This is a genomic window from Aminobacter sp. AP02, from assembly GCF_003148805.1.
Classification (GTDB): Bacteria; Pseudomonadota; Alphaproteobacteria; order Rhizobiales; family Rhizobiaceae; genus Aminobacter.
Window position 1 is genome coordinate 71,415 of sequence record NZ_QGGX01000007.1, and the last position, 17,575, is coordinate 88,989.

17 protein-coding genes are annotated in these 17,575 nt (G+C 62.9%); 10 read left to right on the forward strand and 7 right to left on the reverse strand.

The annotated features are described in order from the left end of the window. Positions 1 to 46: 46 nt before the first annotated feature. The 4 genes from C8K44_RS10680 to gcvA all read right to left on the reverse strand — a co-directional run bounded on the left by C8K44_RS10680 (position 47) and on the right by gcvA (position 5,559). Positions 47 to 1,351, reverse strand: coding sequence for an ABC transporter substrate-binding protein (locus C8K44_RS10680; RefSeq protein ID WP_109575776.1), 1,305 nt, complete (start codon positions 1,349 to 1,351; stop codon positions 47 to 49). Between the two features lie 166 nt (positions 1,352 to 1,517). Next, positions 1,518 to 2,936 carry a hypothetical protein gene (locus C8K44_RS10685; RefSeq protein ID WP_109575777.1) on the reverse strand — a complete coding sequence of 473 codons (1,419 nt, stop codon included), beginning with the start codon at positions 2,934 to 2,936 and terminating at the stop codon, positions 1,518 to 1,520. A gap of 36 nt (positions 2,937 to 2,972) precedes the next feature. After that, positions 2,973 to 4,277, reverse strand: coding sequence for a nicotinate phosphoribosyltransferase (pncB, locus tag C8K44_RS10690; RefSeq protein WP_109575778.1), 1,305 nt, complete (start codon positions 4,275 to 4,277; stop codon positions 2,973 to 2,975). Between the two features lie 319 nt (positions 4,278 to 4,596). After that, positions 4,597 to 5,559 (reverse strand): transcriptional regulator GcvA, encoded by a 963-nt coding sequence (gcvA, locus tag C8K44_RS10695; RefSeq protein WP_109575779.1) that lies wholly within the window; start codon positions 5,557 to 5,559, stop codon positions 4,597 to 4,599. 210 nt (positions 5,560 to 5,769) lie between these two features. Between gcvA and speB the strand changes: the two genes are divergently transcribed. The 8 genes from speB (at position 5,770) to C8K44_RS10735 (ending at position 13,067) form a co-directional block, all read left to right on the forward strand. Beyond that, a complete protein-coding gene (speB, locus tag C8K44_RS10700) occupies positions 5,770 to 6,831 on the forward strand; it encodes an agmatinase (protein ID WP_109575780.1) in 1,062 nt (353 codons plus the stop codon). A 94-nt stretch (positions 6,832 to 6,925) separates the two neighbouring features. Then, positions 6,926 to 7,729 carry a transporter substrate-binding domain-containing protein gene (locus C8K44_RS10705; RefSeq protein WP_109575781.1) on the forward strand — a complete coding sequence of 268 codons (804 nt, stop codon included), beginning with the start codon at positions 6,926 to 6,928 and terminating at the stop codon, positions 7,727 to 7,729. Positions 7,730 to 7,732: 3 nt separating this feature from the next. After that, positions 7,733 to 8,401: an amino acid ABC transporter permease gene (locus C8K44_RS10710; protein WP_109575782.1), complete on the forward strand. Its 669-nt coding sequence runs from the start codon at positions 7,733 to 7,735 to the stop codon at positions 8,399 to 8,401. Further along, positions 8,398 to 9,045: an amino acid ABC transporter permease gene (locus C8K44_RS10715; protein WP_109575783.1), complete on the forward strand. Its 648-nt coding sequence runs from the start codon at positions 8,398 to 8,400 to the stop codon at positions 9,043 to 9,045. Before C8K44_RS10710 ends, C8K44_RS10715 begins: the two co-directional genes overlap by 4 nt. Positions 9,046 to 9,114: 69 nt before the next feature. Then, positions 9,115 to 10,203, forward strand: a complete 1,089-nt coding sequence (locus tag C8K44_RS10720; protein ID WP_109575784.1) for an ABC transporter substrate-binding protein — start codon at positions 9,115 to 9,117, stop codon at positions 10,201 to 10,203. 178 nt (positions 10,204 to 10,381) lie between these two features. Further along, positions 10,382 to 11,419, forward strand: coding sequence for an ABC transporter ATP-binding protein (locus C8K44_RS10725; protein ID WP_109575785.1), 1,038 nt, complete (start codon positions 10,382 to 10,384; stop codon positions 11,417 to 11,419). Continuing rightward, positions 11,416 to 12,270, forward strand: coding sequence for an ABC transporter permease (locus tag C8K44_RS10730; RefSeq protein ID WP_109575786.1), 855 nt, complete (start codon positions 11,416 to 11,418; stop codon positions 12,268 to 12,270). The genes C8K44_RS10725 and C8K44_RS10730 overlap by 4 nt, the downstream gene beginning before the upstream one ends. Continuing rightward, positions 12,267 to 13,067, forward strand: coding sequence for an ABC transporter permease (locus tag C8K44_RS10735; RefSeq protein ID WP_109575787.1), 801 nt, complete (start codon positions 12,267 to 12,269; stop codon positions 13,065 to 13,067). The genes C8K44_RS10730 and C8K44_RS10735 overlap by 4 nt, the downstream gene beginning before the upstream one ends. Before the next feature lie 215 nt (positions 13,068 to 13,282). On the opposite strand, the gene C8K44_RS10740 is transcribed toward C8K44_RS10735, so the two are convergent. Continuing rightward, entirely contained in the window at positions 13,283 to 14,686 is a 1,404-nt protein-coding gene (locus C8K44_RS10740) for an MATE family efflux transporter (RefSeq protein WP_109575980.1), read from the reverse strand. Between the two features lie 171 nt (positions 14,687 to 14,857). Then, positions 14,858 to 15,760 carry a LysR substrate-binding domain-containing protein gene (locus C8K44_RS10745; RefSeq protein ID WP_109575788.1) on the reverse strand — a complete coding sequence of 301 codons (903 nt, stop codon included), beginning with the start codon at positions 15,758 to 15,760 and terminating at the stop codon, positions 14,858 to 14,860. Between the two features lie 130 nt (positions 15,761 to 15,890). On the opposite strand from C8K44_RS10745, the gene C8K44_RS10750 reads away from it, so the two are divergent. Both C8K44_RS10750 and C8K44_RS10755 read left to right on the forward strand, forming a co-directional pair. After that, complete coding sequence (locus tag C8K44_RS10750) at positions 15,891 to 16,070, forward strand: hypothetical protein (RefSeq protein ID WP_146203926.1); 180 nt, start codon at positions 15,891 to 15,893, stop codon at positions 16,068 to 16,070. 99 nt (positions 16,071 to 16,169) lie between these two features. Further along, entirely contained in the window at positions 16,170 to 16,805 is a 636-nt protein-coding gene (locus C8K44_RS10755; RefSeq protein WP_109575790.1) for an HAD family phosphatase, read from the forward strand. A gap of 1 nt (position 16,806) precedes the next feature. Here the strand turns inward: C8K44_RS10755 and C8K44_RS10760 are convergent, their stop codons facing one another. Beyond that, on the reverse strand, positions 16,807 to 17,565 hold the full coding sequence (locus C8K44_RS10760) for a class II aldolase and adducin N-terminal domain-containing protein (protein WP_109575791.1): 759 nt from the start codon (positions 17,563 to 17,565) through the stop codon (positions 16,807 to 16,809). Positions 17,566 to 17,575: the final 10 nt, after the last annotated feature.

Consider the following 17,575-nt stretch of genomic DNA (forward strand, 5'->3'; position numbering starts at 1 on the left):
GGTCCCGGCAGGGGGATGAGGGGCAGAACCGGCATTGGGCTTCAGCTCACAGCGGCTGCGTTGTGTAGTCCGCTTCCGGTTCGTACATGCCGTCCTCGATAGAGGTGCGGTGCACGACCTTGAGCTTGCCGCCCTCGACCTTGGAAATGTTCTGGTGGCCGAAGACCTGATGGATCTTGCCGTTGAAGATCTTGTCGCCTTGGGGATGCTCGGGGCCTTCCTTGAACTCGGTCAGCGCCTCGGTCGCCTCGACCAGCTTGGCGCGATCCTCCGGTCCCTTGTAACCGGAATCCTCCATCGCCTTCTTGATGACGTAGAGCGTTTCCCAGCAGCCGAACATGTGGGCGGCCGTGGACACGTCCTTGGCATCGCCGACCGATGCGCCATTGTCGTCGATGCCGACGGCCGCGCGATAGGCCTTCTGAGCCTCGCTGTCATTGGCCTGGGCGTAACGCGGCGAGCCCTCCCAGAAATGGCTGCCGTCGAGGAATTCGAGGCCCGGGCTGTTGATGTCGACGGCTTCCAGCGAGTCGATGAAGCCGAACAGCTGCGGCTTGTTCGAACCGTAGAATTCACCGAGTTCCTTGACGAAGGTGAGCACGCCGGGGCCGACCATGACGTGGTACAAGACCTCGGTGTCGGCTGGGATCTGCGGCAGGTACTTGGTGAAGGAGCTTTCGGTCGGCGGGATCGGAATCTGGGCGATCACATCGCCGCCCTGCGCCTTGATGGCAGGCGCGAAATAGTCCCGGTGGTCGTATCCGAACGCATAGTCCGGATAGATCATCGTCACCTTCTTGCCGATGTTGGCGGCAATCCACGGTGCCACTGAAGTGACCTGCGCACGGACATCGGTGATGCCGGGCTGGAAGACCCAGCGGTTCAGCTTGCCGGAGGCGACGTGGTAGCCCTCGCTGACAACGTAGTAGGGAATCTTGAGCTCGCCGGCGGTCGGCGCGGAGCCCACGACGACATGGCTGAAAAGCGTGCCGAAGACGATGTCGGTCTTGTGCTGCGAGGCGAACTTGCCGACAACTTCGGCGCCGCGCTTGGGATCGGTGCCGTCGTCCTCGACGATGATCTCGATCGGCCGACCGTTGATGCCGCCGGCATCGTTGATCAGCTTGACCGCGGCGTTGGTGGTCTTTTCATACCAGCGGCCATAGGCAGCACCGATGCCGGTGCGGTGGGCCTGGAAGCCGATCTTGATCGGTGCGGAAGATTGCGCCTGCGAATAGCGTACGAAGCCCGGCGCGGCCATCAGACCGGCGCCCGCGGCGAGGCCTTTCAGTGCCGTGCGGCGGGTGAGGCCGGTTTTGCCGAGATCGAAAAAGCGATTGTCTTCAGTCATGCCCTATCCCCTTGTCGCGCGTTTGACCAACGATGGTGCGGATTGGCAGCTCTTCCGCCCCGGAACATAAGAAACCGGCAAAAAATCGCATGTATACAAACTAGATCACCAATCCCCAGAGGTGGCAACAGTGCCTTCCCCAAGGGCAAACCCACCTGCATTTGCACTATCCCGCAGTGGCTGTCGAGAGCAGCCACAGGCCGAAAACGGTGTAGCCGATCATCAGCATGGTCAGTGGCAGCTGGCTGAGCGAAGCACCGGCGGCGGAGGGATGCAGCCGCCAGGCGAGCACGTGCGCAACCAGCACCGCCAGCACGTGGCCAGCGACGATGGCCGCCGCCTGCAGGTTCCAGATGAGCCAGGCGGAATGCGCGCCCATGGCGATGCCTGCCTCGACAGGCATGTGCGCCGTGCCAAACAAGTTCCAGCCCCGGGCAAACGGGTCCGACAAGGCGACGAGCGCATATTGGCCGTTGACCAGAAGCGATGTCAGGTAGTGCGAGAAATGATAGGCGAGCGCGATCGGAACGATTGACCAGACCATCAACCCCGCCGCCCGCCGCAAGGGCAGGGTGCTGCCCACCAGCCTTTCGCCGATCAGGACCGCCGACAACGCGACGGCTGCAAGCAGCACGAACATCGCCACCAGGCCGACGCCGTTGGTGGCGACAAGGGCCGTGCGTCCGGGCAGCTCGAGCGGGTTGATGCCGTTGCGGCCAAGCCAGAAGAAGGTCTTGGAAAAACCGTCGAAGGAGACCGAGGCAAGCGTCAGAAGCAAAAATAGCGCGCCTGACGGCGGCAGTGTCTCGGCCTCGTAAAGCTTGGCGCCCGGCCAACATAGGGTAAGGCGCAACCGCTTGCCGTCCTGCTTGCCTTCGACAATGCCGAAGCGCCCGATCATGGCGAAGAAGGTGGAGAGGAATTCGCCCTGCCGGCTCCAGCGTTCGAAGCCGAAGGCCAGCATGGCGATGAGCGAAAACAGCCAGTAAGCGCCGGCGGCAATAGCGAGCCGTGCGGGGTCGTCGGGCGCGGGGTCGATCAGTTCGAACCAGGCGAAGCCGAAGAACAGGATGAAGGCCGGCCAGTAGCCGAGCCATGCCGGGAGCTGGAGCGGACTGTCACTGGCTGCCGCGTAGGCTCGCCTGATGAGGCGGTACGGCCCATACCACGGGTTGAGCCAGTACCAGAGATTGCCGAACAGGCCCTGGGCAAGAGTGAACCCGACCCAAAGCAGCGTCCAGATGGTGAGCGGCAACGGGTTGGATAGCGGATCGCGCGAGCCGGTGAAGCCGGCAGCGATGAACACGGCGAAGAGAGCGAAGGAGATGAGGCTGAAAGCCTGCCGCAAATCGGGGATCGCACCGAATGGCAAACGCCTGCGCCAAAGGGAGACCAGATGCTGCGGAGGCAGCAGCGCAAGCACGAGGAAACTGGCGGCCACAGCGAATGCTGCGCCGGCTATGTAATGCCCGGTCGGCAAAAGCAGAACGTGCCCACGGTCGGAGGCATGAGCGAAAGCGGGCAGGCAAGACCATAGAGAAGCGGCGAGGAAGCCTCCTGCAGCGGCCAGAGCGCGGCCGGCCATCGCGACAGCGCAGGTCCGCGCCTGCGCCATTGGCTGCTAAACCTTTACCAGCTGCTCGACGCGGTCGGTCTCGCCGAAGATACGCAGATAGCGGGCGATTTCCTTCTTGTCGCCGGTTGCCTTGGCCGGGTTGTCGGAGAGTTTGACTGCCGGGCGGCCGTTGGCTTCGGTGACCTTGCAAACCAGCGAAATGGCGTTCAGCCGATCGGTTTCGACAGGCGCGCAGCCCTCGAAGTCGTTTGTCAGATTGGTGCCCCAGCCGAAGGACATGCGTACCTTGCCCTCGAAATGCCGATAGGTCTCGATGATGGTGTCGACGTCGAGCCCGTCGGAGAAGATCAGCAGTTTGGACTTCGGGTCCTGGCCCTTCTTGCGCCACCAGTCGATGATGCGCTCGCCGCCTTCGATTGGCGGAGCGCTGTCGGGGCGGAAGCCGGTCCAGTCGGCGACCCAGTCGGGCGCATCGCGCAGGAAGGCGGCGGTGCCGAAGGCATCGGGCAGCACGATCAAAAGGTTGCCGCCATAATAGCGCTGCCAGTCGCGCAGCACCTTGTAGGGCGACTGCTTGAGTTCGTCTTCGCCATTGGCAAGCGCCGCATAGACCATCGGCAGCTCATGGGCGTTCGTGCCGAGCGCTTCAAGGTCGGTGTCCATGGCCAGGAGAACGTTGGAAGTACCGGTGAAGGCCTCGCCAATGCCCTCCTTCAGGGCTTCGACGCACCAGCGCTGCCACAGGAACGAATGCCTGCGACGCGTGCCGAAATCGGAGATCTTGATGTCGGGCAGCATCTTCAGCCGCTCGGTCTTGTCCCACATCTTGGCCTTGGCGCGGGCATAAAGTACGTCAAGGGCGAAGGGGCCAAAGGCCTTCATCACCGAGCGCGAGCGCAACTCGTTGATGATGGCGAGTGCCGGAATCTCCCACATGGAGGTTTGCATCCATGGGCCGGCGAAGGTGAGCTCATACTGGCCGTCGCGCTTTTCAAGCTCATAGGGCGGCAGCTGGAAATCCTCGAGCCAGGCCAGGAATTCCGGTTCGAAAATCTGCTTGCGGCCGTAGAAATTGTTACCGCCGAGCCAGATCATCTCCTTTTTGGAAAAGCGTAGCGTACGCGCGTGGTCGAGTTGCTCGCGCAATTCGCCTTCGTCGATCTCCTCGGCCAGCTTGACCGAAGTGGCACGGTTGATCAGCGAGAAGGTGGCGTCGACCTTGGGGTGCATGCCCCAGATCATCTGCAGCATCAAAAGCTTGTAGAAGTCCGTGTCGAGCAGCGAGCGCACGATCGGATCGAGCTTCCAGGTGTGGTTGTAAACCCGCCGTGCAATGTCGGTCCTGGCCATGCCGCTTCATTCCTCCCGGCGCATGGCCCCGAAAACCGGAATCGATTTTCACTGGCGATCATGCACAGACTTAAAGTGCTACAGCGCCACGCAGGCGCGACCTCGTTGACAGCTTTGAGATATAGCGCGCGGCCGATCAAGCTGCAGACGAGAAAAAAGCAACCCTGGCCCTATAGTCGCATCGGCTAAACAAGGTAGGCGCGAAGGCTTGCAAAGACTAGAGCCTGCTCCAAGGCCATTGGCTCGCAACTGGATCCAGTTTTCTGGCTTGGTCATCATCTTGCACGAGAACAGGTTTCCATTTTTCGTGGGTCATGCCCTAGCTGGCGACCGTGGCTTTTTGCGCGCGCCTCTTTCTTATGCTGATCTGGCCGGTAACGGCCTGCTCTGTGCGTGCCGGAAGTTCCTCGCGCTGGGCGAACAGCCAGTCGATGAACACCTGGGCGATCGGCGCCGATCTTACCTCGTTTCGGCACACGACGTAGAAGGCATCGACAGCCGGGACGGATAGATTGAACGGCGTGACCAGCTGCCCCTTGGCAAGCAGCGAACTCGCGGTCACGCTGTCGCCGAGGGCCAGGCCATGGCCGTGCACGGCGGCTTCGGTGGTGAGGCTCGCACCGGCCATGCGGTGTTGCTGCAGCGGCTTGATGTCAAGCGCGTCGGCCGCGGCGAGCCATGTGTGCCACTCCCGGCCTTCGTCGGCGTGCAGCAAAACGTGGTCGGCAAGATCGCGCACGCTGCGGATGGGCCGGTTGTTGATCAGCGTCGGGCTGACCACCGGGAAGAGTTCCAGTGTCGACCACTTCTTCATCCAGCAATCGCTCCACCTGCCGTCACCGTAGAACAGGCAGACATCGACATCGGGCGAATGAACGTCGCGGGCGTCATTGGTGGCATTCAGGGTCAGGCTGATGCCCGGATACTGCGCGGTGAAGCCTCCCAGCCTGGGCACCAGCCACAATGACAGCAGTGCCGGCACGCAGCTTACGGTCAGCTTTCCCGAACTGGTCGGCCGCGTCATGCGCGCGGTGGCCGCGGCTATGCTTTCGAAAGCGCCCGATACGGCCGGCAACAACTCCGCGCCTTGCGCAGTAAGCTTGAGGCGCGAGCCGCTGCGTTCGAGAAGCTTGACCTTCAAGGTGGCTTCGAGCGCGCGGATCTGGTGGCTGATCGCGCCATGGGTGACGTTGAGCTCACCAGCCGCCTTGGTCAGGGAGCCGTGGCGCGCAGTGGCCTCGAAGGCGCGCAGCGGGTTCAGCGGAGGCAGGCGCCTGGACATCGAAATCTCCTCGGCCTGAGCCGTCCATTGTGAGAAATTCTCACAGCGGAGACATTAACATTATCAATTGCTATTTCAACGGCACTGCCGGAGACTTGGCCCATAACAACCAAAAAGCATGCGGGGAATACGAGGTATCAGGCTGGCCGCCAGGAGCGGACGGCGACAGGCGATCGCCCGCATTGCCGTCTCGGATCACAGGAGGAAATCATGGGTTTCGACGTCAAGAAACTTGACGAGCTGCGCAAGAAATATGGCGAGGGCCATGGCGGCGATCTGTTCGACCCGAAGTTCCGCCGCGTCGCCGACAAGATCTTCAACAAGGCAGGCACCCGGCTCGCGCCCTATTCGGGCATACCCACTTTCCTGACCGCACCCTATCTCGAGGTCGACAACGACAATCCGAATTTCGGCGATCTGCAGGTGGCGATGGTCGGCGTGCCGATGGATCTCGGCGTCACCAACCGTCCCGGCTCGCGTTTCGGCCCGCGTGCGCTGCGCACCATCGAGCGCATCGGTCCCTACAACCACGTGCTCGACTGCGCGCCGGTGCAGGAACTCAGGGTCGCCGACATCGGCGACGTGCCGTTCCGCAGCCGCTACCGGCTCGAGCTCAGCCATGAGGACATCGAGCGCCGCATCGGCCAGATCGTCGACGCTGGCGTTGTGCCGCTGTCTGTCGGCGGCGACCATTCGATCACCCACCCGATCCTCAAGGCGGTGGGCAAGAAGCGCCCGGTGGGCATGATCCACATCGATGCCCATTGCGACACCGGCGGCGCCTACGACCTGACCAAGTTCCATCACGGCGGCCCGTTCCGCAACGCCGTGCTCGACGGCGTGCTCGACCCGAGCCGCGTCATCCAGATCGGCATCCGCGGCTCGGCCGAGTATCTGTGGGAGTTCTCCTACGAATCCGGCATGACAATCGTCCACGCCGAAGAGGTGACGGGCATGGGCATCCCCGCCGTCATCGAGAAGGCCAAGAAGATCGTCGGCGACGGCCCAACTTACCTGTCCTTCGACATCGACAGCCTTGATCCGGCCTTCGCGCCCGGAACCGGCACGCCGGAGGTGGGCGGGCTGACGACACGCGAAGTGCTGGAAATCATTCGCGGGCTCAAGGGTCTCAACCTGGTCGGCGGCGACGTCGTCGAGGTGGCTCCGCAGTATGATTCGACCACCAACACCGCGCACGCCGGTGCCCAGGTGCTGTTTGAAATCCTGAGCCTGATGATGTTCAGCCCCTTCGTCACCAACAAGGGTGCATAAGCAACAACAATTTCGACTGGCCGCTGTTCTGGATGCAGCGGCCAGGTGCTAACGAGACTGTTCAACAAGCAAACATTCCAGAGGGAACCACGACATGAACATCAAGACGATTATGCAATCGACGGTCGCCGCTCTGATTGTCGCTGGCACCGCCGCCTTCGCGGTGCAGCCGGCCAATGCCGATGCTCTCGAAGACATCGCCAAGGCAGGCCAGATCAATGTCGGCGTCTTCGCCGACTTCCCGCCCTTTTCCTCGGCCAGTGCCGACATGAGCCTCAAGGGCTATGACATGGATGTGGCGCAGGCGATCGCCGATACGCTCAAGGTCAAGCTCAATCCCGTGCCGGTGACCGGCCAGAACCGCATTCCCTACCTGACCGACCATCGCGTGGATCTGCTGATGAGCGTCGGCTACTCCAAGGAGCGCGAGCAGGTCATCGACTTCGCCGCCGCTTATGCGCCTTACTACATCGCCGTGATCGGCCCCGCCGAACTCAAGGTGGCTGGCAAGGATGACCTCGCCGGCAAGTCGATCGCCGTCAATCGCGGCACGCTCGAAGACACCTCGCTGACCGAGGCCGCACCCGCGACCGCCGACATCAAGCGCTTCGACAACTACAACGCCGTCATCCAGGCCTTCATCTCCGGCCAGACCCAGCTGATGGTGGTCGGCAACGACGTTGGCGCCCAGGTGCTGGCGCGCCAGGAGGCACTCAAGCCGGAGCAGAAGTTCCAGCTCTTGACCTCGCCGTCGCATATCGGCCTCAACAAGAACGAGGAAGGCCTCAAGAAGGTGATCAACGACACGGTTGCGGCGATGCTCGCCGACGGCCGTCTCAGCAAGTCGTCCGAGGCGTGGCTGAAGGTTCCGCTCAACCCCGAGAACCTCAAGGATTGATCGGTGAGCTACAGCCTCGACTTCGGCTGGCTTGAGGGGGCACTGGGCGCAATCGCGCGCGGTGCCGCCATGACGGTCTTCCTGATCGTGGTGACGACGCTGGCCGGCACGGTGATCTCCGTGCTGGCCGCCGCCGGCCGCCGCAGCGGGCCGCTCTGGCTCAAGCGGGCCATCACGGTCTATGTCGAGGTGATCAGGAACACCCCGTTCCTGGTGCAACTGTTCTTCATCTTCTTCGGCCTGCCGGCGATCGGCATCAGGCTCGATCCGATCTTCGCCGCCATCCTGGCGATGACGCTCAACATGGCCGCCTATACCACCGAGATTGTCGGTGCCGGCCTCGACGCGGTGCCGAAAGGCCAGCGTGAGGCCGCCTTTGCCTTGGGCTTGCGGCCGCGTCAGGTCTTCTTCAAGATCGTGCTGCCGCAGGCGTTGAAGGTCATCTTCCCAGCACTGACGAGCCAGATCGTGATCATGATGCTCGAATCTTCGGTCGTGTCGCAGATCGCCGTCAGCGAACTCACCTACGAAGCCGACATGCTGCAGGCGCGGACGTTCCGCCCCTTCGAGACCTATTTCGTCGTTGCCATGATCTATCTCGGCCTTTCCATCGCGCTGCGCCGACTTTTGGTCGGCATCGGCCGCCGTACGCTCTCGGCGGGTGTGTCATGATCGAGTTCACCTTCTGGGATATCCTGCGCAACCTGATCTTCGCCACGCGCTGGACCGTGCTCTTGTCGATCGCCGCCTTCGTCGGCGGCGGTATCGTCGGCATCGCCATCCTGTTTTTGCGCATTTCCAAGGGCAAATGGAAACGCCGCTTCGCCAGCGGCTACATCGCGCTGTTTCAGGGCACGCCCTTGCTCATGCAGCTGTTCCTGATGTTCTTCGGCCTGCCTATGCTCGGCTTTCGCATCGAGCCGTGGACGGCCGCCGTGCTCGGTCTAACCTTCTTTGCCAGCGCCTATCTTGCCGAGATCTGGCGCGGCGGTGTCGATGCCTTGCCGCGCGGACAGTGGGATGCCGGCGCGAGCCTTGGCCTGCACTATGTCCAGGAACTGCGCCTGATCATCCTGCCGCAGGCCTTTGCCATCACCCGCGCCCCCGTCGTCGGCTTTCTCGTACAGCTGATCAAGGCAACCGCGCTGACCTCCATCATCGGCTTCGAAGAACTGCTCAGGACCTCGAATGCCATCAACAACGCAACATTTGAGCCGTTCACCGTCTACGGGCTGGTGGCAGTGATCTTCTTCGTGCTTTGCTACCCGCTGACCCAATATGCCCGTTCGCTGGAGGCCCGCGCCGCAGCACGCTGACACGAGCCTCCGTCATAAAAAAATCATGGGAACGTCCGGCAAAAGCCGGCAATAAAGAGGAGAAGACCGATGAAAAAGATACTGAACACCCCGATCAGCCGGCGCGCCGTGCTTGGCGCCGGCGTGGCCTCGGCCAGCCTGCTCGCCATGCCGTCGATCCTTCGGGCGCAGGACAAGTCGATCAAGATCGGCGTCTATGGCGGCTACTTCAAGAAGTCGTTCGACGAGCACATCTTCCCTGAATTCACCAAGGCAACGGGCATCGCGGTCGAATCGATCGCCGAGCCGACCGGCGAAGCCTGGCTGGTGCAGCTTGAGCAGGCCGCCAAGGCGGGCCAGGCGCCGGCCGATCTTTCGATGATGTCGCAGACCTCGATGCTGAAGGGGCAGTCGACCGAACTGTGGGCGCCGCTCGATCTCGCAAAGATCAAAAACAGCGCGAACCTGATCGAGCACTTCGTCAACAAGTATCCTGACGGCCGCGTTGCAGGCATCGGTGCCGTGGCCTGGTACATCACGCTTGTGACCAACACGAATGCGTTCCCGACCGCGCCCGACAGCTGGGCGGCGTTCTGGGATCCGGCGAATGCCGACAAGCTTGGTCTTCTGGCGCTGGCCTCGAACTCCTTCCTGCTCGAAGTGACGGCGGCCACCTTCATGGGCGGCACCCAGGTGCTCGACACCGAAGAGGGTATCCTCAAGGCGCTGGACAAGCTCGCCGAGGTCAAGCCGAACGTGCGGCTTTGGTATCGCGACGAGGCGCAGTTCGAACAGGCGCTGAAGTCGGGCGAAATCCCGATGGGCCAGTACTACCACGACGTCACCGGCCTCGCCGCCGCCGAAGGCCAGCCCGTGCGCTCGACCTTCCCCAAGGAAGGCGGCATCCAGGATTCGGGTTCGTGGGTCCTGTCGCGGGCCTCGAAGAAGACCGAAGAGGCGCATGCCTTCATTGACCATATGTGCCAGCCCGCGGTGCAGGCGCTGATGTCGCGCAAGGTCGGCACCTCGCCGACAGTCAAGCGTGAATTGCTGGACCTGACGCCCGAGGAGTTCGCGGCCGTGTCGTCGGATATTCCGCCGATCATCCCACGCTACGACCTCTACACGCACAAGGCCGACTGGATTAACCAGAAGTGGACCGAACTGATCGTCGGCTGATCTGCTTTTTTCCTTCTCCCCGTTTACGGGGAGAAGGTGGCCCGTAGGGCCGGATGAGGGGCAGCGCCAGCGCGGCAAGGTTTGCACCGCCCCTCATCTGCCTGCCGGCATCTTCTCCCCGTAAACGGGGAGAAGAGACGCTTTCCGCAACGCCGCTCCAACATTTCGAGGGCCTCTCATGTCCGGACTTGAGCTTAAGGACATCACCAAGACCTTCGGCAACTTCAGGGCTGTCGATACGGCCAATCTGTCGGTGCCGCACGGCAAGTTCGTTTGCTTGCTCGGGCCGTCCGGCTGCGGCAAGACCACGCTTTTGCGCATGATTGCTGGTCTTGAGGAGCCGACCAGCGGGGAGATCCTGCTCGACGGCACCGACATCACCCCTATGCCGACGCACAAGCGCAATCTCGGCATGGTGTTCCAGTCGCTGGCGCTGTTTCCGCATCTGTCGGTCGGCGACAACATCGCCTATCCCTTGCGCATTCGCGGCGCCTCGCGCGACGAACAAAAAAAGCGCTCGGACGAACTTTTGAAGCTCATCCATCTGCCCGGCTTCGCCGACCGCCCCGTAGCCAAGCTTTCTGGCGGCCAGCGCCAGCGCGTGGCCATCGCGCGTGCGCTTGCACTGTCGCCAAAGCTGTTCCTGCTCGACGAACCGCTGTCGGCACTCGACGCAAAGTTGCGCGAGGCGATGCAGGTCGAGCTGCGCCAGCTGCAGCAGCGGCTCGGCATCACCACATTCGTCGTCACCCACGACCAGCGCGAGGCGATGACCATGGCCGACCTCGTCGTCGTCATGGGCAACGGCAAGATCCTGCAGGCAGCACCCCCGATCGAGATCTACCGCAAGCCGGCCGACGCCTTCGTCGCCGACTTCATCGGCATGACCAATCTGCTCGACGCGACCGCCGACCGGGTGGGCCGTGTTTCGGTGCTCGGCCAGGCCATCCCCAATCTGACGATTCCCGAGGGCCTGACCAAGGCCTCCGTGTCGATCCGCCCGGAGGACGTGCATCTCGGCCCGGTCGGCGGCGACGCGATCGCCGGCACCGTGACCTTCGTGCGCGACCTCGGCGGCACGATCGAGACCTTTATCGAAGCCGGCGGCAAGACAATCGTTGCGGTGGCGACGCCGCGCGAACGGCCCGAAGTCGTGGCCGGCCAGCAGGTCGGCGTGATCCTGCCGGCGGAAGCCTGCGTGGTGCTCAAGTCATGAAACGCGAGGCGCCGAAATCGATCGCCGACTACAGCCCGCTGTTCTTTCCCGGGCTGATGCTGATCGTCTTTTTCGTCATCCCGTTTTCGACGATGATCGCGGTGAGCTTTTTCCAGCGTGATCCCTCGGGCTTCTACACGCCCGACTTCGTCTTCTCGAACTATGCCCGCTTCCTCACCCCGTTCTTCGGCAAGGTGCTGGGCTTCTCGCTGATGCTCGCGGTGATGGTTGCCATCTGCTGCGTGGTCATCGCCTTTCCATTCACCTTCCTGCTCACCAAGCGGCCGCGCAAGGTGCAGACGATCTGGCTGGTGTGCTTGCTTTCGGTGCTGTCGCTGTCGGAAGTCATCATCGGTTTTGCCTGGTCGACGCTGTTTTCGCGCACCGCCGGCATCACCAATCTGTTCGTCGCCATCGGCGTGATGAAGGAGCCGGTGGCGCTGTTGCCGAGCTTCTGGGCAGTGCTGACAGGCATGGTCTACCAGGCGCTGCCCTACACCATCCTGGTGCTCTATCCCGCCTTGGTGCGTCTTGATCCAACATTGCTCGAGGCCGCGCGCACGTTGGGCGCCTCGCCGGTAAGGGCGTTCGTGAACGTGGTGGTGCCGGCATTGCGCAATACCATCGTTGCCACGCTGATCATGGTCTTCGTGTTCGCGCTGGGCTCTTATCTCTTGCCGCAGATACTTGGCCGGCCGTCGCACTGGACGCTGTCGGTGCTGATCACCGACCAGGCCATCTACCAGTCCAACATGCCCTTCGCCGCGGCGATGGCGGTGTTTCTGGTGCTGATGTCGCTGGCGCTTGTCGGCTTGACGCTGCTCGTCGGACGCAGGGAGAACGCGCTGTGAAACAGACCTTCCTTCGCCGGCTCTATTTCACCGCCGTTGCCCTGTTTCTCGCAGCACCCTTGATCGTCGTTGCCGGCGTGTCGGTCAACGAAAAGCAGGACCTCGCCTTTCCTCCGAAAGGCTTCTCGCTGGCCTGGTATGCGCAGATCTTCGCCGATCCGGAATGGCGCAAGGCGCTGATCGCCTCGCTGTCGCTGGCGGTGACCGCCGCGGCGCTGGCTGTTGCCATCGCCTTGCCGCTGGCCTGGTTCCTGTGGCGGCGCATCGCGCCCTGGGCCAACGTGTTCCAGATCCTCGGCCTGGCGCCCTTCATCCTGCCGCCTGTCATCACGGCACTTGGCATGCTGACCTTCTGGGCGACGACGGGCTTCTACGGCCAGCCATGGACGGCAGTCATCAGCCACGCGATCTTCTTTATCACCTTGCCGCTGGTGACGCTCTCGCTCGGCTTTGCCTCCATCGACCGCTCGCTGGTCGAGGCGGCGGCGACGATGGGCGCGGACGACCGCACGGTGCTCAAGACGGTCGTGCTGCCGCTGATCCGGCCCTATCTCGTCTCGGGCTATGCCTTCGCCTTCGTGCTGTCGCTCAACGAATACATCGTCGCCTACATGACGATCGGCTTCACGCTCGAAACCTTGCCGATCAAGATCTTCAACGCCCTGCGCTATGGCTACACGCCGACGATGGCCTCGGTGTCGGTGTTCTTCGTGGCGGTGGCCGCACTGGTGTTCGGACTGATCGCCAGGTTCGGCGATATCAGGAAGCTGTTGGGGGCGATGTCGTCGGAGAGTTGAGGAGCGGGCATACCCAAGCCCGTCATCCCGGAAAGCGCAGCGTAGCGAAGCTTATCCGGGACCCATTGACCAGCGCGGCCGGGTGGCGTGAAGGGCGCTGGCATGCGCCAAGGTGAGGACTCGACCGTGCTCCACGTTGGCCGGACCAATGGGTCCCCGGGTCTTACTTCGCTTCGCTCAGTCGCCCGGGATGACGCTCGTTGCGGCCTTCTCCGTCAGATCACCGGCCGGTCCATTAGGCCGAGTTTTTCGCGCCTGAGCCAACGCCATAAAAGCAGCGCCGAGACCACGGCTAGGCCCGAGAAAAGGCCTATCCAGATGCCGCTGCCTTCGAAGCCGAAGTGGAAGGCGAGGACCACGCCGAGCGGCAGGCCGACACCCCAGTAGCCGATCGCCGCATAGATCATCGGAATGGTGGTGTCCTGCAGGCCACGCAGCATGCCGGCCGACACGGCCTGCGCGCCGTCGACGACCTGGAACAGGGCGGCGAAAACAAGGAAGGTGACGGCAAGGCCGACGACAGTGGCGTTGGCCGGGTCGCTGACGTCGATAAACGCGCCGATCAGGGCATGCGGCCACAACACCATGACAAGCGCCATCAGCGCCATGAAAGAAACGCCGAGCACATAGGCGGTCCAGCCGGCGCGGGTGATGCCGTCATGGTCCTTTGCGCCATAAGCGAGCCCGACGCGCACGGTGACCGCCTGGCCGAGGCCGAGCGGGATCATGAAGGTGACCGCGCAGATTTGGATCGCGATGGCGTGAGCTGCCAGCGAGGCGGAATTGATCAGGCCCATCAGGAAGGCTGCCGCGTTGAAGATGGTGACCTCGAAGGCAAGGATGCCGGAGATCGGCGCGCCGAGCTTGAGCAGTGCCTTGAAGCGCGGCCAGTCGGCCCGCCAGAAGCGGCCGAACAGGCGGTAGCGGCGGAACTTCCTTTCCGTCACCACAACTGCGGCCATGCCGACGAACATCAGCCCGCTGGCAATGCTTGTGGCAAGGCCGGAGCCGGCGATGCCCATCTCGGGGAAGCCCCATTTGCCGAACACCAAAAGCCAGTTGCCAAGCGCGTTGGCCACGACCGCGATCGCCATGATGACCAGGGCCCAGCCGGGGCGTTCGAGCGCCGAGATGAAGGAACGCAAGACGATGTAGCCGAAGAAAGGCAGCGCCGCCCACTGCAGGTGGTGCACATAGATACCAGCTTGCTCGGCAAGCTTGGGCTCCTGGCCCATCACAAGCAGGATCGGCTCTGTGAACCACAACAGGCCCCAGATCGGGATGGAGATGAGGACCGCGAGCCACAGGCCCTGGCGCACGGTGCGACGGACATCGCGCACGGAATGGCGCTTGCGGCCAAGCTCTGCTGCCATCATCGGCGAGGTCGCATACATCAGGCCGAGCCCGAAGATCAGCGGCGCGAAGTAGAGGTTCGAGCCAAGCGCGCCGGCGGCAAGCGCATCGGGACCGAGCCGGCCGAGCATCATCACGTCGGTGGCGGTCATCGCTGTCTGCGCCAGGTTGGTGAGGATCATCGGCCAGGCAAGCACCAACATTGCCCGAATCTCGTGACGCCAAGGACTTGCCGGTGATTGCGCGCCGGTTGCGATCGCAGACATTTTTTCGTCTTTCGTGCGATATCGCGAGAAAAGGCCGCCGATATCGATCAATTTGGCCGCAAAACCTCCAAGGTTTGCCTCGCCATGATCAGGTTTTGAAGCAATCGGGCTGAAGTGGCAAGCTGTCTCAGCGGCCAAGCATTGAGCCAGGGAGTTGGGTTGGCTGTGCCGTCAGCCGCCTGTCGTATCGGTGGGGCAGTTCAGTTCGGCCATGATCCATTCGCGGAAAGCCCGGATCTTGGGCACGTTGCGGCGCCCCTCGGGATAGACCAGCCAGTAGTCGCCGCCATGGGCGGTGAGTTCGAACGGCTGGATCAGCCGGCCCTCGGCCAGCTCGGCGGTGAACAGTGCGGTGGTCAGGACGGTGACACCCTGGCCGGCCATGGCGGCATTGGCCTCGGCGGCCTGCGAACCCAGGCTGGTGTCGGGCATCCTGTCGAGTGCGTCGGCCGGCACATTGGCCTTTGCGAACCAGTCCTTCCACCAGATGTCGGCGGGGTTGAGGATCCTGAGCTTGAGCAGGTCCGCCGGCTCCTTGATGCCGCCGATGCTTTCGGCGAGGCGTGGGCTGAGCATGGGAGAATACTGCGAGCGCAGCAGGAAATGGGCGGCGAGCCCGGGCCATTTGCCTGAGCCGGAGCGGATGCCGATATCCATTTCCTCGCGCGAAAAGTCGACGAGGGCGCTCGACGTGTCGAGGCGGACCGCGATGTTGGGGTGGCGCAGCTGGAACGAGCCGATGCGGGGGGCCAGCCAGTTCGACGCGAAGGTGTGGACCGTCGAAATGCCGAGCGTGCCGCCCGAACCGGCGCGCGCCACCTGGTAGGCCTCGCTCAGCAGGCCGAATGCCTCGGTCACCGTCGGCACCATGCGGCTGCCAACCTCGGTCAGCACCACCTGGCGCGGCTTGCGCAGGAACAAAGGCGCGCCGACGCGCTCCTCGAGCAGCTTGATCTGGTAGCTGACGGCGGCCTGGGTCATGCCGAGTTCGGCTGCGGCCTTGGTGAAACTGCCCTGGCGGGCGGCGGCCTCGAACACCCTGATCGCGGTCAAAGGCGGCAGCTGAAGCGGCATCTCAGCACTCCCACACATAAGGCCATTTAATGGGTCGTGATCGACGTTCAATTGGAAAAGTCAATCATTCCAGACCAATATCTAGGTCAAGACATCAGCACATTTCAAGCATCTCACAAGGATGACGATCATGGCCACCCTACAGGCAAGCCTTATCCATTGCGAACAGATCAGCTGGACTGCGCGGCTTGTGGCCGCCTTCGGCATGCGGCCGCGCAAGCGCGTGCTCCACTTAAGGGACCTGCCGGCTCACCTCCAGCGTGACGTGGGTTACCTTGACGGCAACGATCCTTGCGGCCGGCATCTTTGAAAGGAAGCCGCACGCGCAAGTGTTTTCAGCTATCATATGGCCGGTTCAATTCCGCCGCCAAAGCTCCTAAGAGCAATGGTGTCAACAAGGACCGGTCGCATGATTCCGAAGGCAGTGTACTGGGATATGGACGGCACGCTGATCGACAGCGAGCCGCTGCACGAAAGGGCGCTGGTGGCGGCCTTGCGCGGCGCCGGCATCGAGCCGCCGGCGGACCTGCATGCGCGTGTCGTCGGCCAGGCGGCAAAGCCTGTCCATGCCGTGCTGCGCGACCAGTTCGGGCTCGGGCTCGACTTCGACGAATGGATCGCGCTCAAATACGATTACTACATGGACCATGCGCCGAGCCTTCTGCCGCGTGAAGGCGCGCTGGAGATTTTCCGCGATCTCAAGGCCAGAGGCGTGGTGCAGGCGATCGTGTCGAATTCCGACCGCATGGTGATCGACGTGAACTTGCGCGCCGTCGGCATCCACGAACCGACGATGAAGACGATCAGCCGCAACGACGTACGCAACGGCAAGCCTGATCCCGAACCTTATCTGCGCGCGGCATGGCTGACCGAGATCGATCCCGCCGACACGGTGGTGATGGAAGACAGCGTCACCGGTGCGACCGCTGGCGTTGCCGCTGGCATGCGCACCATATTCTGGCCGCAGGACAACATCGAAGGGCCGGCGGGCGCCCTGGTGGCGCACAGCGCCCAAGAGGTGAGGGCGCTGCTCGGGCTGGACTGAGCTAGCTCCGGTACACCGGCTCCTGTTCGTCGAGGATCGCCTTGAGTTCGGCGAGATGGCGTTCGGCCTGGCCCGGATAATCTTCCTGCTCGAGCGCTGCCTTTTCGGCGATCTCGTCCGACAGGGTGCGCAACGGCCGTCCGGTCCACAAAGCCTTGATGTAGGTCTCGCAGGCGCGCTCGAAATAATAGAGCCGGTTGAAGGTGTCGGCGACGCTGTCGCCGATGACCATCACGCCGTGGTTGCCCATGATCATCACCTTGACCGTGGGATCGGCGAGCAGCTGCGAGCAGCGTTCGCCCTCTTCCTCGAAGGCGAGCCCGCCATAATGGGCGTCGACGACGTGGCGGCGGAAGAAGATGGCCGTGTTCTGGTCGATCGGCGGCAACGTCGAGTCGGCGAGCGATGCGAGCACCGTGGCGTGGATCGAATGCACATGCATGACGCAGCGCGCATGGGCGCAGTTGCGGTGGACGGCACCATGCAGCCCCCAGGCAGTCGGGTCGGGCGCGTTGGGTCCGGACATGGTCTCGGGATCGTTGGCGTCGATGAGCAGGAGGTCGCTTGCCTTGATGCGCGAGAAATGGACCTGGTTGGGGTTCATCAGGAATTTCGAGCCGTCGTCGTTGACGGCAAGCGAGAAGTGGTTGGCCACCGCCTCGTGCATGTTGAGCCGTGCTGTCCAGCGGAAGGCGCAGGCGAGGTCGACGCGCTCCTCGTAGAACGGCAGGTTGGTCTGCTTGAGCTGGGTGACTGCCATTTTTTCCCTC

Coding starts and splice junctions, on each gene's coding strand:
- C8K44_RS10755 (WP_109575790.1), top strand. CDS start 16,170: ATGATTCCGAAGGCAGTGTACTGGGATATGGACGGCACGCTGATCGAC.
- C8K44_RS10725 (WP_109575785.1), top strand. CDS start 10,382: ATGTCCGGACTTGAGCTTAAGGACATCACCAAGACCTTCGGCAACTTC.
- C8K44_RS10685 (WP_109575777.1), bottom strand. CDS start 2,936: ATGGCCGGCCGCGCTCTGGCCGCTGCAGGAGGCTTCCTCGCCGCTTCT.
- pncB (WP_109575778.1), bottom strand. CDS start 4,277: ATGGCCAGGACCGACATTGCACGGCGGGTTTACAACCACACCTGGAAG.
- gcvA (WP_109575779.1), bottom strand. CDS start 5,559: ATGTCCAGGCGCCTGCCTCCGCTGAACCCGCTGCGCGCCTTCGAGGCC.
- C8K44_RS10745 (WP_109575788.1), bottom strand. CDS start 15,760: ATGCCGCTTCAGCTGCCGCCTTTGACCGCGATCAGGGTGTTCGAGGCC.
- C8K44_RS10750 (WP_146203926.1), top strand. CDS start 15,891: ATGGCCACCCTACAGGCAAGCCTTATCCATTGCGAACAGATCAGCTGG.
- C8K44_RS10760 (WP_109575791.1), bottom strand. CDS start 17,565: ATGGCAGTCACCCAGCTCAAGCAGACCAACCTGCCGTTCTACGAGGAG.
- speB (WP_109575780.1), top strand. CDS start 5,770: ATGGGTTTCGACGTCAAGAAACTTGACGAGCTGCGCAAGAAATATGGC.
- C8K44_RS10715 (WP_109575783.1), top strand. CDS start 8,398: ATGATCGAGTTCACCTTCTGGGATATCCTGCGCAACCTGATCTTCGCC.
- C8K44_RS10705 (WP_109575781.1), top strand. CDS start 6,926: ATGAACATCAAGACGATTATGCAATCGACGGTCGCCGCTCTGATTGTC.
- C8K44_RS10720 (WP_109575784.1), top strand. CDS start 9,115: ATGAAAAAGATACTGAACACCCCGATCAGCCGGCGCGCCGTGCTTGGC.
- C8K44_RS10740 (WP_109575980.1), bottom strand. CDS start 14,686: ATGTCTGCGATCGCAACCGGCGCGCAATCACCGGCAAGTCCTTGGCGT.
- C8K44_RS10730 (WP_109575786.1), top strand. CDS start 11,416: ATGAAACGCGAGGCGCCGAAATCGATCGCCGACTACAGCCCGCTGTTC.
- C8K44_RS10680 (WP_109575776.1), bottom strand. CDS start 1,351: ATGACTGAAGACAATCGCTTTTTCGATCTCGGCAAAACCGGCCTCACC.